General features: G+C 63.1%; 8 protein-coding genes. 4 read left to right on the top strand and 4 right to left on the bottom strand.

Annotated elements, in window-relative coordinates:
- Window positions 1–40 precede the first annotated feature (40 nt).
- The 4 genes from V1277_RS18685 to V1277_RS18700 all read right to left on the bottom strand — a co-directional run bounded on the left by V1277_RS18685 (window position 41) and on the right by V1277_RS18700 (window position 4878).
- Complete coding sequence (locus V1277_RS18685; protein ID WP_334417581.1) at window positions 41–871, bottom strand: alpha/beta fold hydrolase; 831 nt, start codon at window positions 869–871, stop codon at window positions 41–43.
- A gap of 260 nt (window positions 872–1131) precedes the next feature.
- Window positions 1132–2085: a helix-turn-helix transcriptional regulator gene (locus tag V1277_RS18690; protein WP_334417582.1), complete on the bottom strand. Its 954-nt coding sequence runs from the start codon at window positions 2083–2085 to the stop codon at window positions 1132–1134.
- Window positions 2086–2276: 191 nt separating this feature from the next.
- Complete coding sequence (locus tag V1277_RS18695) at window positions 2277–3026, bottom strand: SDR family oxidoreductase (protein WP_334420405.1); 750 nt, start codon at window positions 3024–3026, stop codon at window positions 2277–2279.
- Window positions 3027–3306: 280 nt separating this feature from the next.
- The gene (locus tag V1277_RS18700) at window positions 3307–4878 is read right to left on the bottom strand and encodes a winged helix-turn-helix domain-containing tetratricopeptide repeat protein (RefSeq protein ID WP_334417583.1); all 1572 of its coding nucleotides are present in this window, start codon (window positions 4876–4878) and stop codon (window positions 3307–3309) included.
- Between the two features lie 478 nt (window positions 4879–5356).
- Here V1277_RS18700 and V1277_RS18705 point away from each other — a divergent pair, with 478 nt between their 5' ends.
- From V1277_RS18705 to V1277_RS18720, 4 genes are all read left to right on the top strand, one after another.
- On the top strand, window positions 5357–7324 hold the full coding sequence (locus tag V1277_RS18705; RefSeq protein WP_334417584.1) for a C40 family peptidase: 1968 nt from the start codon (window positions 5357–5359) through the stop codon (window positions 7322–7324).
- A gap of 161 nt (window positions 7325–7485) precedes the next feature.
- Window positions 7486–8007 carry a DUF3592 domain-containing protein gene (locus tag V1277_RS18710; RefSeq protein ID WP_334417585.1) on the top strand — a complete coding sequence of 174 codons (522 nt, stop codon included), beginning with the start codon at window positions 7486–7488 and terminating at the stop codon, window positions 8005–8007.
- Window positions 8004–9692: a caspase family protein gene (locus tag V1277_RS18715; protein ID WP_334417586.1), complete on the top strand. Its 1689-nt coding sequence runs from the start codon at window positions 8004–8006 to the stop codon at window positions 9690–9692. Before V1277_RS18710 ends, V1277_RS18715 begins: the two co-directional genes overlap by 4 nt.
- 500 nt (window positions 9693–10192) lie before the next feature.
- A complete protein-coding gene (locus V1277_RS18720; protein WP_334417587.1) occupies window positions 10193–15022 on the top strand; it encodes an NAD-glutamate dehydrogenase in 4830 nt (1609 codons plus the stop codon).
- The last annotated feature ends 10 nt before the right edge of the window (window positions 15023–15032 follow it).

Here is a 15032-nt window from a genome sequence, read left to right on the forward strand (position 1 = left end):
GGTTTGAGTTACTCTGATGCAAAGACGAAAAGCGAAGACGCTAGGTCGCGATGAACGTAAGCAGTTCGGCGTTGACGAGGTCGGCATGGGTCGTGCACATGCCGTGCGGCAGCTTCTCGTGGATTTTGAGCGTGCTATTCTTCAGCAGTTTCGCCGACAGGAGCGCGGAGTCGGCGACGGGGACGATCTGGTCGTCTCCACCATGCATGACGAGCGTAGGCACCACGATGCTCTTCAGGTCCTCGCTGAAATCCGTCTCCGAGAATGCCTTGATGCCGTCGTAGTGCGCCTTGGCGCCGCCCATCATGCCCTGGCGCCACCAGTTCCAGACAACCGCCGGTGACGGCTTGGCGCCCGGGCGGTTGTAGCCGTAGAAAGGACCGCTCGCGAAATCGAGATAGAACTGTGTCCTGTTCGCAGCGAGCTGCTGGCGCAGGCCGTCGAACACTTCGATTGGCAAGCCGCCGGGATTGGCTTCCGTCTTTAGCATCAGCGGCGGCACGGCGCCGATCAGGACCAGCTTGGCCACGCGACCGCTGCCATGCCGCGCGACGTAGCGCGTGGCCTCGCCGCCGCCGGTGGAATGGCCGACATGAATGGCGTTGCGCAGATCGAGATGCTCGACGACCGCGGCGACGTCGGCTGCGTAGTGATCCATGTCGTGGCCATCGCTCACCTGGCTTGAGCGACCGTGACCGCGGCGATCATGGGCGATGACGCGATAGCCCTTGCCGACGAAGAAGAGCATCTGCGTCTCCCAGTCGTCGGAGCTTAGCGGCCAGCCGTGGTGAAAGACGATGGGCTGGGCGGATTTCGGTCCCCAGTCCTTGTAGAAGATCTGTACGCCATCCTTGGTGGTGACGGAGGTCATAGGATCAGTCCTTTGAGCGGGGAACGTCGAAGAGTCTTTTTCCTTGCCGGTCGCCGAAGAGGAGCGGACGGTGAGCGAAGTCGCGTAAATGAGCGCGCTCGCAAGCACTTTCCGGCGCGAAGTAGTTGCAAGCTGGCTGATGGATTTGTTCCTGACCATTTTCTTGTCTTCCCTGGTGTTGGCGAATGCTCCGTGATGTCTTAGCGAACCAGTCCTGCGGCTGCGCCAGCGCGATTGCTGTCATCGCAGAGCGATTGCTGTTACTGAAAGCGTCGTCGCCAATCGCTCGGGGTTTCTCCGGTCAGCCGCCTGAACGCCGCAGCGAAGGCGGTCTGGGAGGCATAACCAAGCGCGACGGCGACCGACACGACCGACGCGTCGGTGTCGCGCAGCATGTTCATGGCCTGCTCAAGTCGGTGCTGGCGCAGCCAGGCATGCGGCGAAAGCCCGGTGCTTTCCTTGAAGGCACGGCAGAAGTGGAAGCGCGACAGGCCGGCGTCCGCAGCCAGCGCCGCGAGCGAGACGTCCGCATCGCTATCCGAGCGCAGGCGTTCGATGGCACGGAGCAGTGCCATCGGCGCGAGGCCGCCCACGACCGGCGGGGACACGATCGGCGAGCCGGCGTGCGCGGCCAGTAGACGGTTGGCCAAGAGATCCGTCAGTTGCTGCCTGAACAGGGCATCCAACGCCGCGCTGCCCTCAAGCGCATCCGCCGCACTCATGAGCAATCGGGATGTAATGAGGTCGGTGTGCCCCGTTCTTTCCAGGAGATCGCCGGGAGCGGCAAGGTCGGCTTCGCCGGCAACACGTTCGAGCGTTCTGTGCGGAAGGTAGAGCTGAACGACATGCATGGGCTTGTGAATGTCCCACCGGGAGGTCGAACCGGCCGGAATGATCGTCACACCCCCGGGACGCGCCGTTGCAATCGCAGCTGATCTCCCGGTGCGCCGCTCCAGGCGCTGCGAGCCGGCGGGGTAAGTCATGATGACGTGATCAGCCATGGGCTCGACGACGTCGTGCACAGGCTCATGTTTCCAATAGGCGATTGCGCCGCTGGACGGGTCGGAGGCCATGCGAAGGGGCGCGGTCCTGAGCACGCGCGCCATCTCCACATCGGCAGGGCGCCGGTCGGCATCGGGCGACTGGTGTTGGCGCGCCTCAGACGCCGCCGACGGATCCTCGTGCGAGGAATCGCGCAAGATCGGCTTACTCATGGTTTTGTGCTCGTGTTAGGGGGGCCGGGTACGGTATGACGAGCAAGCTCCCGCTAGTCGTCATGATCCGGAATGGTCAGGTTCTTTTCGTCGCTATCCACGACGAAACGGCAAGCAGACGCGCGGGCCCTGTCTTGCTCGCGATGCGCCGGGCGTCGTGAGTATCGATTTGCGGGCCATGGTCCTGCCCGTCACTGGCGGAGCCCGGCCAGCCAGTCCTCGAAACGGACGGCGCCGAGCCGGGGATTCTGGCCCGGCGTGAGAGACCGATCGTCCAGTTCTGCTCCGAAATAGCGAGCATGGATGTCGGCGACGACCTTGCGCGGGTCCTTTGTCGCCGCCAGATATTGCCGGGCGAAGTCATCGAGACTGAACGGTTCCGGTCCGGCCAGCTCAACGATGCCGTTGACCGGAACGCCGAGCGTGACGTCGGCCAGGGCGGCAGCGACGTCGTCCGAAGCCACGGGCTGAAACAGGGCAGGCGACAGCCTGACGATTTGTCCATCAGCAGAAGAATCGACGATCCCGCCGACGAACTCGAAGAACTGGGTCGCGCGCAGGATCGTGTAGGAAATCTTCGAGGCCTTGATCAGGCTTTCTTGCACCAGCTTGGCGCGGAAGTAACCGTTTTCCGAAGGGCGGTCGACCCCGACAACGGAAAGCGCTACATGATGGCGTACCGAGGCGGCGGCCTCGGCGGCGAGAAGATTGCGGCCTGACGTTTCGAAGAATTTCAGAACCGCACGGTCCTCGAAGGAGGGCGAATTTGCAACATCGACGACAATCTCGGCGCCCGAAAGCGCCCTGTCGAGACCCTCGCCGGTGATCGTGTTGACACCCGTACTGGGAGATGCCGCGATCACCTCGTGGCCTTTCTGGCGGAGCTTGCTCGCGAGCTTCGTTCCGATGAGCCCGGTACCGCCAATAATGACAATCTTCATGACTTTCCCTCGACTTTCGGGCCACCAATGGCCTTGCTTGTGAAAGCGAGGGGAGATTGCGCCCAAGCTGGCCGAAAAGCCTTGCAGCCATGTTGGATTGCGATTGGATTTGCCTTGGAAATTTGTCCAAGCGGCGCGCGGAAGCGCCAATTTCATTTGAAGATTATTGTCTGACGCCGGCAGGCGAGAACTCAAAGACGATTCGGACGCATCCCGGTTGGACCGCGGCTTTTCGATCTTCTGATCTTTCGGGGGGTAGAAGCAGGAGCAAGCGGTGCTGTTACTCCGGCAATCCCGCTCTTCGCAGGCCTTCCACGGCTACCGCGAAATCCTTCGGTTGGACCAACAGCCAGTCATCGAGCTTGCCAATGCGCAGCGTGGGATCGAGCCGACGCACGTGGTGCATGGCTTGTCGCGCTTCTTCCTCCCGGCCTGCCAGCGCATGGCTTGCGGCCATAAAGGCCGCTACCCGCAGCACGTTCGGTACCTCCCGCCATGCCATCTCCAAACAGGCGACGGCCGCGTCAAATCGCCCGGAATACACATGCCCCATCGCGATTCCGGTCTGCATTTGAAATGTCTCCGGATCCAGCGGACTGAGGCGCATGGCACGCGTGAAATATTCGATCGCACTATCATGTTTGCCGAGGGAAATTCGCTGGTACCCGCCGAGGTACCAGATCGTTGAGAGATTGGGATTGAGCATCATCGCCCTGTCGACATAAGTGACGCAACTGTCGAGGTCTCCACCAAAATGAGGCCATGCGTGCCCGCCTCTGGTCAGAGCCACTGCGTCATTCCTTCCCAGCGTCACGGCGTGTCGGCACAATCGCGCGGCCTCGTTGCCGTCTGCCTCTCGATCGTTGAGCCAACGATTCATCTTGCGCCAGTAGTAGCACCACGCCGCCATTCCATACGCGGAGGCGAACTCCGCATCGAGCTCGATCGCCTTGTAGAATAGCGGCAATGCCTCATCGAGGCCGGCCCTGCTCGCAAGGTGAAACTTGGTCAATCCACGCAAGTAATAGTCATAGGCGTGGAGGCTTTCGGTCGGCTTTCGGCTCGCACGCTCGATTTCGGCAAGCTCAAGCTGCGGCGCGATCGCACTAACGACGCCTGCGGCGACCGTGTCCTGCAGCTCAAAGATGTCGTCGAGGGTGCCTTCGAAACGCTCGGCCCAGAGATGCACGCCATTGGTCGCATCAATGAGTTGCCCGGTGATGCGCACCCTTGTCGCCACCTTGCGCACGCTGCCTTCAAGCACATATCGCACGCCCAATTCGCGCCCCACCTGTCGGACATCCACGGCCCTGCCCTTGTATGTGAAGCTCGAATTCCGAGCGATAACGAACAGCCAGCGTATCCGCGACAAGGCCAGGATGATGTCCTCAACAACACCATCGGCGAAGTACTCCTGCTCGGGATCACCGCTCAGGTTCTGAAACGGCAGGACGGCAACCGAGGGCTTGTCAGGAAGAGACGGCTCCTGGCGCTCATTCGAGTTAGCCTGCTCCGCGTTTCGGATGATGGCGCTATCGGGGCCTCTTGCCTCAACCTCGCCCACGAACCGGAGGCCCTTGCGGGCAATCGTTCGGATCAGGCGCTGTTCCTGGCCGCTATCGCCGATCGCTTTGCGCACCGCGTTGATATGGCTGGTGAGCGTTGATTCAGAGACGATGCGCCCGCTCCACACGGTGTCCAGCAGTTCATCCCTGGTGACGACGCGGTCGCGGGCTTGCACCAGGTAGACCAGCAGGTCGAACACCCTTGGGCCAATTGCAATTGCGGCCGAGCCGCGGGTGAGCTCCCGCCGATTAAGGTCGAGTACGTAATCGGCAAACAGGAACTGCACCTTGGGCCCTTTGGTCGCATGCACGGGTGGCGAACACTGCGGCATAGCGCCAAAGCACCACCTCCGGCAAGTCAAGGCATTGAGAGCCGTTGATAATCGGTAATATATTTAGATTTCTTGAGGCAGCGCGATTCGCTTTCGGTCCTGCGATCGGGCCACACGGCACACGGGGCGTCTTGTAGACATCGTGCCTCCGAAGCAGGTGACCTGCATCACAACTGTTAGCTAGCTCACACGTGAAGGCTGCAAAACGATGTAGGCTCTTCACGGTTCGCCGTGAGCCATCATGCTCCGGCTGCGCAAGCGAATATCGATAGTACGGACAGCGCGTCCGGCCGGTTGTCACTGGCCGCGACGATCGGATCATCATGCCGAAAGGGCAGATCTGGGCCGGCCAATGAGCAGCAAACCGAGGCCGAGGACGCAGCGATCGGCGAAGAGGAAACTGGCAACAGGCACACAAACGGGGGAGCGCGCAATGGGTCAAATCGGCAGGTCTACCGATCCTTCAACCGCTGATAACCGCGACGACGTTGCAGGCAGCGAGGTCGCTTCGTTCCGCTACAACAATCCCGGCGCACAATATCCCAGCGCGCGCGCCGCGCGCTTCGGCCAGACCGGCTATGGCATCATCGGTGGCGGCCACAAGATCGCGCGCTTTCCCTCGCCGGTGAACGGCGCTGCCTCGAACTTCGACCTGTTGTCGCGCAGCTATGTCGGCATGCGGATCGGCGAGGCCGGAACGAAGTGGACCGGCGCCCACGGCTTCGGTGTGCCCGGCTATGATGCGAACGCCATCCTGACAAAGGAGATGGTCGACGATCCCCTGCAGGCCATTGCCCTGCTGAAAGCCATCGCAGGCCGCGAGTCGGGCAAAGGCAATAACCTGACCGAGGAGCAGTGGCGTCAGGCCCATCGCATGTACAAGGCCGGCAGCGCCGACGCCTTCTTCGACGGTCTGCCTGCCGTAGCCGTTGCCCAGCCGCCCGCGAGCGGTGTGCCCTCGGGTGCGGGCCTGGTGCAACGCGCCCGCGCGCATATCGGCGAGCAATACGTCAATACCCAGGTGCCGAAGGACGATCCGCATTGGCATGGCCCGTGGGACTGTGCCGAGTTCGTCTCATGGCTGGTCTATCAGGAAGCCGGCACGCTTTACGGCTGCGTCGACCACACGGCACAGCCGGCCAAGGCCGATGCCTATACCGGCGCCTGGAAGGCTGACCTCGAGCGGCTCGGCAAGCGCGTTTCGGTGGAGGAGGCGGCGGCGACCGTCGGCGGCATCGTGCTCCGCTATCCGCCGGGTCCGGGCAAGATGGGCCACATCGCGGTATGCGACGGCAACGGCGGCACCATCGAGGCCAAGGGACGGCGTTACGGCGTGGTGGCCGACACGGTGCATGGCCGCGGCTGGCACACCGGCATCCTGATTCCTGGCATCTCCTATGACAATGCCGCGCCGATCAAGGTCAGCTCGCCTGGCGTCCTCTACGAGGTCGGTGCGCCGAACATGGATATGGCCGTGGTTGCGCGCATCCAGGCGGCGCTGGCCGCCAAGGGCTTCGATCCCGGTCTGATCGACGGCGAGTTCGGATTGAACACGCAAGCTGCCGTGCTGCGTTTCCAGGAAGCCGAGGGCATGGTCGTCGATGGCGCGGTCGGGCCGGAGACGGCGGCAGCGCTCGGCGTCTCGCTCGGGGTCGAAACCGTCAAGCCCGGCGTTACGGTCGCGGAGACGGGTCCCGCCGCTGGCGCTGCCGCGCTCGACCTGCAGCAACTGCTCCCGCTCATTCTCATGTTGCTCTCGAAGGAGAAACCGATGGCCGCCGATCCAGCCAAGCCGGGCCAAGGCCTCGAACTGCTGCTGCCGCTGATTCTGCAGTCGGCGCTTACCGGCAAGCAACTCGACATCACGCAGCTTCTTACCGTGCTTGCGACCGGCAAGCCCGTTGCGATGCCGGCGGTCACGCCGATCGCGAATGCGCCGGTGCTCGCGCAACCGGTCAACACTGTCCCGGCGCCGGTCGTCTCGCAGCCGGTAACGCCGCAACAGCCTGGCGCCGCGGCGGCGCCGGTCGATCTCATCACCGTGTTGATGCCGCTGCTCTACGAGCGGCTGACCGGCAAGCCGCTTCCAGGCACCGAGAAGCCGGATAAGCCCGTCGAGCCGCTGGCGCCGGCCATGTCGCGGCCGAGCGTGCAGGCTTCTGCCGGCGTGCTCGGCATCGTCACCCTGCTGCAGTCGGCGGGCATTCTCAACTTGCCGTTCAATCTGGGAGCGATTGCCGGTCAGGCGCCAACCACAACCGCACCGGTTTCAGGATCGACGATGGCAACGTTGATTCCGATCATCACCGGCGTAATCGGCGCCACCGGCGGCTTCGGCGCGCTCGGCGGAATTGCATCGAAGCTGTTGGGCGGACTGCTCGGCGCGTTCGGGAAGAAGTGAGCGGATATGATACCTGGTCCTGTGCGCAGATTGCTGTCTAGTGTTGCTCGGGAGCTGAGCTCGCCGCTGGTGTCATGACACCCGTGGCGCGTTGAACCTTTCGGTCCGCGCCAAGACACATCCTCGCCTACAACAATGTTTGCCGCAGCGCGCGTCTTTTCATGGAAGATCCTGCAGTTTTTCTCAGCCGTATTGCCAAGTTCGTCCTGATACCGGTTGGCCTGCTGCTATTGCTCGGAGCGGGCTTCAGTGTCTGGTCAACAAAAACATGGATTGAACGCGCTATTGAAACGCCCGGGTCGGTGATCGAGGTGGTGCGCCTGCGCGACAGCGAGGATAAGGGCTACCTGTTTGCGCCAGTCGTGCGCTTCCAGACGATGGACGGTCGTACCATTGAGTTTCAGTCCGGGCTGCGCACCAATCCGCCGGCTTACCGCACCGGTCAAACCGTCTCGGTTCTCTACGATCCCGATATACCCGAATCGGCTGCGATCCGGGGCGTGTTTTCCCTTTGGCTGATGCCGATCATCCTGGCTTTCATCGGGTCGATCTTCCTGATCGTCGCAACGGCCATGATCGTGCTGATCAAGAGAGTGTCGCGGGCTTTCGGCGCACCATTGCACGTCATTGATGTAGCCAGCCCACCAAGACACGACGCTGGGCTCAAGAGGTCGCATTCATGACCTCGTTTCCATCCTGGTATCGGCGCGCTTGCGGACCGAGGTTTGGCCTGGCGTATTTGCTCGTGCTTGCCACACTGCTGCCTGTCGCCAGGGCACCGCTGGCCGCACCTTCCGACAACCACGCAAATCTATGGAACACCTGCCGCAATAACGACGGCGAGGCGGGACTCACCGCCTGCATGGCGATCATCAACACCCGCGGCATACCGGCGCGCGAACGTGCGACCGCCTACTATAACCGTTGCTACAATTACATCATTCGGCACGACTATCGGAACGCACTGGCGAATTGCGACAGGTCGCTTGAAGACAATCCGGGCTATTTCGACGCCTGGCTCAATCGGACGGTGATCCGCAGCGGACTCGGTCAGTTCGACCTCGCGGTAAAAGACGCGACGAAGGCGCTCGCGGTAGCACGTACCGATGCCGACCGTGCCGGCACCCTGCGCAATCGCGCCGCGGCGCTGGTGCGAAGCGGTCGCATTACCGAGAGCCGTGCCGACCTGGACCAGGCGGCCAAGCTACAGCCCGGCGAGACCTACAACTTCATCATGCAGGCTGACTTCCTGCTGCAGATCGGCCGTGCGGAAGAGGCACTCGCCCAGGTCGGGAAGGCTCGCGCGCGCAAGAGCGCGCCCGGCTATTCGCAGACGAAGACCGCTTCGGATATTGGCCTGTTGCACGGCAAGAGCCTGGTGGCGCTGAAACGCAACTCGGAAGCCCTGACAGTATTGGACGCGCTATTGAAGGTCGATCCGAACAATGCTGAAGCGTTCGCCCTCAAGAGCGTGGCGGCGTCTCGGACGAACAATCTTGCGGCCGCTCGCGATGCGCTGGCCGCCGCACGCCGCCTGCCGCTCTCCAGTGTCGATGCTGCCGATGTGTTCCGCGAGGCGGAGCAGCTTCTGCGCGAACTGGATGGCGCCATGGCTCCGCGCCCTGAAGATCCGGCGCAGCCGGCACGGGAGCGGACCAATCGGATCGCGCTGGTAATCGGCAATGGCGCCTATCAGAATGTAATGCCGCTCACGAACGCCGGCCGCGACGCGGAAGCGTTGGCGGCGGAATTCGATGCGCTCGGCTTCCGCAAGGTGACGCTGCTGCGCGACGTGACGCGTGAGCAAATGTTCGCCGCCCTGCGCATGTTCGCGAAGGAAGCCGAGACGTCCGATTGGGCCGTAATCTATTTTGCCGGCCACGGGCTCGAGATGGGCGGCGTCAACTGGCTCGCGCCTGTTGATGCGCAGTTCAAGACCGATCGCGACGTGCGCCTCGAAGCGGTGTCGATCGACGAACTGAGCGCGGCAATCGAAGGCGCCCGAGGACTGCGTCTCATCGTGCTGGATGCGTGCCGCAACAATCCGTTTGCGCCGCAGATGCGCTTTACCAACAGCACGCGTTCGCTCGGAACGGGGCTGGCACGGGTGGAGCCCGAGGGCGGGACCATGGTCGCCTATGCGGCGAAAGCTGGCCAGGTGGCGCATGACGGTGACGACGGTAATAGCCCGTTCATGAAAGCGCTGCTCAAGCGGCTGAAGCAGCCGGGGTTGGAGATTTCCATGCTCTTCCGCTTCGTGCGCGATGACGTAATGGCCGCAACCGGTCGGCAGCAGGAGCCATTTGTGTATGGCTCGCTTCCGAGCGAACCATTTTATTTCCGTACAGCCGCGACTGTTTCGCGGTGAGGCGAGACGCCACGCCGAACGGCGGCAAAAGGCAGGGCTGCGTTACCCGTGGAATTTGGCGATACGGACTGCCGCGCGTCGGCAGTCACTCTCAAAAAGCGGCCGGTTACCAGTGAGGTGAATCGGCTTCTCGAAGCTGCGAAAGCAGTAGAAGGCTGTCCGTCTTCGCTGTCGCAGGCTCGAGCTTCGCCCGACACGCTTCGGCCTCGCAGTTCTGAGCGGCTGCGCCCCGCATAGCCCACAAGGGCGAAGCGTGGTGCGCCATGCAGACTAAATTAGCGACATATATGTAATTGAAATTGCTTTAGATTTTTCGCCACCCGGTCGAGCGCATTTCGGCATGCGCGCCACGACTTCGCGCGCCTTGGCCGCTCGGGGGTGGTAATATCAAAGTTACGAGACCGGAGATTTCCCGCCGTGGGATCGCGGACAACCGCCCTCGAAGGGATGCACTCCAGAATCAAGCTGATGATCGCGATTGCGGTCGGACGTTGCGAGAAATGGAGGAGGTCATGGAAGCGTGGCGCGACGACAAGGCCCGGGCGACCCTGATCCGCGATGCAGCGGGAAGCGTGCAACTGGGCAAGACCCCCCGGATGTTTGCCGAGCTGCTGTTCGGCCACACCAATAGCGAGGATATCGCCGGCTACGACGCCACCTCGCTGGCCTTCCTGGCCGAGCAGGCCTGGCAACATGTGCAGCGGCGCACGACGGGTCGCGCCGATATCCGCGTCGTCAATCCGATGATGCCGGATGGCCGCGAGATCTCCGTGCTCGAAGTTCTCAACGACAACATGCCCTTCCTGTTCGATTCCACGCTGGCGGAGCTCGCCGAGCAGGGCATCGAGGTCGCCCTGGTTGCTCACCCGATCATCGCCGTGGAGCGCGACGAGGAAGGCCAGCTCATGCGCTTCCATGGCGACGCACTGCCGGATGGAGCAAGAGGTGCGCGCGAAAGCCTGATACATCTCCACATCACCCGGCTGGACGCCGAAGCCGACCGCCAGAAGCTGATCGACGGCCTGACCAGGACGTTGAACGACGTGCGCGCCTGCGTCACCGACTGGAAACCCATGCGCGCCCGCATCGAGGAGGCGATCAGGACCTTCTCTTCCAATCCGCCGCCGCTGCCGATCGACGAGGTCGCCGAAGCCAGCCAGTTCCTGCAATGGCTGTGCGCGGACAATTTCACCTTTCTGGGCCTGCGCGAATATCGCATCGCGCCAGAAGCTGATGCGTCCGACGACGTCTCGACCGGCGAAGGCTTCGGCATCTTGCGAGATCCCGATGTGAAGGTCCTGCGCCGCGGTACCGAAATGGTGGTGATGACGGCGGAAATTCGCGAGTTCATGCGCGAGCCGACACTGCTCATCGTGATCAAGGCCAATGTCTCCAGCCGCGTTCATCGCCGCATCCGGATGGACTATGTGGGCATCAAGCTCTACACGCCCGATGGCCGCCTCGAAGGCGAATTGCGGCTCGTCGGCCTGTTCACCTCGGGCGCCTACACGCGGTCGGCACGGCAGATCCCTTATGTCCGCCATAAGGTGGAGCGAGTCCTGCAGCGCGCGGGTTTCGACCCGAACAGCCATTCGGGCAAGGCGCTTATGCATATTCTCGAAGAATATCCGCGTGACGAGCTATTCCAGGTCGACGTCGACACGCTCTACAATTTCGTCATGGAGATCCTGATCCTCTATGAGCGTCCCCGCGTCCGGGCGCTGTCACGGGTGGACAAGTTCGATCGCTTCGTCTCCATCCTCGCCTTCATTCCGCGCGAGAAGTACGACACCGACGTGCGCACGCGCGTCGCCAACTTCCTGTCGCAGGCCTATGAGGGACGGCTGGCGGCCTCCTACGTGTCCTTCCCCGAAGGATCACTTGCGCGCGTCCATTACATTATCGGGCGCTATGAAGGCAAAACGCCCGTCGTCGAGCGCGCGACACTCGAAGCCGGGATCAGCGCCATTGCCGCGACCTGGGCCGACAAGCTCAAGGTCGCGCTTAACGCGTCTACCGATGGCATGCGCGCGCGCATGCTCGCCAACCGCTATGCCCGGGCCTTCGCCGGCGGCTACACCGAGGTTTTCAGTGCGGAACGAGCGATCGCCGACATCGCCGCCATCGAAAAGCTCACGACAGCGCGCCCGGTGGCGATTTTGGTTCACCGCGACGAGGGCCACGACGATCCCAGGCGCTTCGGCCTCAAGGTCTTCTCCGACACCGCACCGCTGTCGCTGTCCTACCGCGTGCCGGTGATCGAGAATCACGGCCTGCGCGTGGTCAACGAACGGACTTATCAGATCGTGCCCGTCGCCCGGCCGGCGCCGGTATGGCTGCACGATATGACGATCGAGACCAGCGACGGCCAGCCGATCGAGATCAGCCCGGAATTCAGCCATCGCCTGGAAGCCTCGATGATGGCGGTGGTGCGCGACCGCGCCGAGTCCGACGGCTATAACGCGCTAATCCTGCGCACGGCTCTGGGTTGGAGGGAAGTCTCGGCCATCCGCGCGTTGTCCCGCTACCTGCACCAGATCCGCGCGCCGTTCACCCAGGACTATATGTGGGAAACCCTGCGCAAGAACGCCGCGATCACCGCCAACCTCGTCGCGCTGTTCCAGGCCCGCCTCGATCCACGCCTCGCCGCCACCGACGCCGAACGTTCGGCGCGCGAGAGCGCCCTGCTTGCCGAGATCGAGGAGCAGCTCAAATCCGTCGCCTCACTCGATGAAGACCGCATCCTGCGCCGGTTCACCAATCTGGTGCAGGCAACCATCCGCACCAACCTGTGGCAGGTCGGCGAGGACGGACATCCGCGTCCGGTGATTTCCTTCAAGTTCGACGCGCGCAGGATCGAGGACCTGCCGGCTCCGCGACCGCTCTACGAGATTTTCGTCTATTCGCCCCGTGTCGAAGGCATTCATCTGCGCTTCGGCAAGGTGGCGCGCGGTGGCTTGCGCTGGTCCGACCGGCCGCAGGATTTCCGCACGGAAATCCTCGGTCTGGTCAAGGCCCAGCAGGTCAAGAACTCCGTAATCGTTCCCGTCGGCGCCAAAGGCGGTTTCGTACCCAAGCGACTGCCGCCGCCGTCCAATCGCGAGGCCTGGCTGGCCGAGGGCACCGAAGCCTATCGCATCTTCGTTCGCACGCTGCTCGAGCTCACCGACAATTTCGACGGCGACATCATCGTGCCACCGGACTCCACCCTGCGCCATGACGGCGACGACCCCTACCTCGTCGTCGCCGCCGACAAGGGCACCGCTACCTTCTCCGACATAGCCAACGCGATCTCGGCCGAGAAGAACCATTGGCTCGGCGATGCCTTCGCCTCCGGCGGCAGCCAGGGCTATGACCACAAGAAGATGGGGATCACGGCGCGAGGAGCCTGGGAGGCGGTCAAGCGTCACTTCCGCGAGCTCGGCACCGACATTCAAACCATGCCCTTTACCGCGGTCGGCGTCGGCGACATGTCCGGCGATGTCTTCGGCAACGGCATGCTGCTCTCGCCGGCGACAAAGCTGGTGGCGGCTTTCGATCACCGCGACATTTTCATCGATCCTGCACCCGACCCGGCGATCAGCTTCGCCGAACGCAAGCGCCTGTTCGACCTGCCACGCTCGAGTTGGCAGGACTACAACAAGTCGCTGATCTCGCCAGGCGGCGGCGTGTTCTCGCGCTCGCTCAAGGCGATCCCGCTCACACCGGAACTGCGGATCCTTCTCGATCTCGACAGGTCGCAAGCGACGCCTTTCGAGGTGATGACGGCGATCCTGAGAGCGCGCGCGGACCTTCTGTGGTTTGGCGGCATCGGCACCTATATCCGCGCGTCGGGCGAAAGCGACGATCATGTCGGCGATCGCGCCAACGATCCAATCCGCATCGCGGGCGCGGATGTCCGTGCCCGGGTGATCGGCGAAGGCGCCAATCTCGGGGTCACCCAGCGCGGCCGCATTGAAGCGGCGCAGAAGGGCGTGAAGCTCAACACCGACGCGATCGACAATTCGGCCGGCGTGAACACGTCCGACGTCGAGGTCAACATCAAGATCGCGTTGGCTCGCCCCGAGCGCGAGGGACGCCTCACCCCTGACGACCGCAATAGCCTGCTCGCCGCGATGACCGAGGAGGTCGGCACGCTGGTACTGCGCAACAACTATCTGCAGACGCTGACGCTCTCCCTCGCCGAACGTAGGGGCCTGGCCGAGATGGGCTTCCTCACCCGCTTGATGCAATCGCTGGAGCAGCGCGGGCTGCTTAGCCGCGCTGTTGAATTCTTGCCCGACGACGCGGCGATCGCCGAACGCACGAGGCGCGGTGCGCTCCTGACGCGGCCTGAACTTGCCGTGTTGCTCGCTTACGCCAAGCTGACGCTCTACGATGACCTGCTCGTCACCGGCGTACCCGACGATCCTTATCTCGCCCGCGAGCTGTCCCAGTATTTTCCGCGCGAGGTTCAAGACAAATTCCCGACAGCGGTGCAGTTGCATCGGCTGCGGCGGGAGATCATCGCGACCAGTCTCGCCAATGCCGTGATCAACCGCGGCGGCCCGGCCTGTGTCGTACGCCTGATTGATGAGACCGATGCCGATATCCCGACCATAGTCATGGCCTATGTGGCGGTGGATGAATGCTATGGGCTCAAGCGGCTGAATGCCGCGATCGACGCACTCGACACCCGCATCGACGGGCAATTGCAACTTACCCTCTACGCGGCGATTCAGGATCTCCTGCTCTCCCGCATGGTCTGGTATGTGCGCAATGTCGATTTCAAGGCGGGCCTCGATGCCGTGATCGCACGCTTCGGCCCCGGAATCCGGCAGATTGCCGCCGGGCTCGACAAGAGCCTGCCGGAGGACTTGCGAAGCGGGCGCACCAGGCGGCGGCAGGACCTGATCGATGCCGGCGTGCCGGCCGACCTTGCCGCCGAGCTCGCTAATCTCGATGCCCTGGTTTCGGCACTGGATATCGTAACCGTTGCGGCGCGCACCAACCGGGCCATCGGTGACGCCGCCACGACCTTCTTCGCTGCCGAGGCCGATTTCAGCCTCAATCGCATCATCGCTGCCGCGCGTAGCGTGCCCGCGAACGATAATTACGAACGTCTCGCCATCGATCGCGCCGTTGACCAGATCGCTGGTGCGGAAAGAACCTTGGTCGCCAACATGCTGGCAACCGGCGAGTCCGGCCAGCAGGCCGTTGGCAACTGGCTCGCGGCTCATCCTGAAGCGACACGCATCCGCCGCTCGGTCGAGGAGATCGCGGCCAGCGGCCTGACGCTCGCCAAGCTGATGGTGACTGCCAATTTGCTGGGGGGCCTGGTCAAGGGCTGATGGGCACGCA

The organism is Bradyrhizobium sp. AZCC 1588, assembly GCF_036924735.1.
Lineage (GTDB): Bacteria > Pseudomonadota > Alphaproteobacteria > Rhizobiales > Xanthobacteraceae > Bradyrhizobium.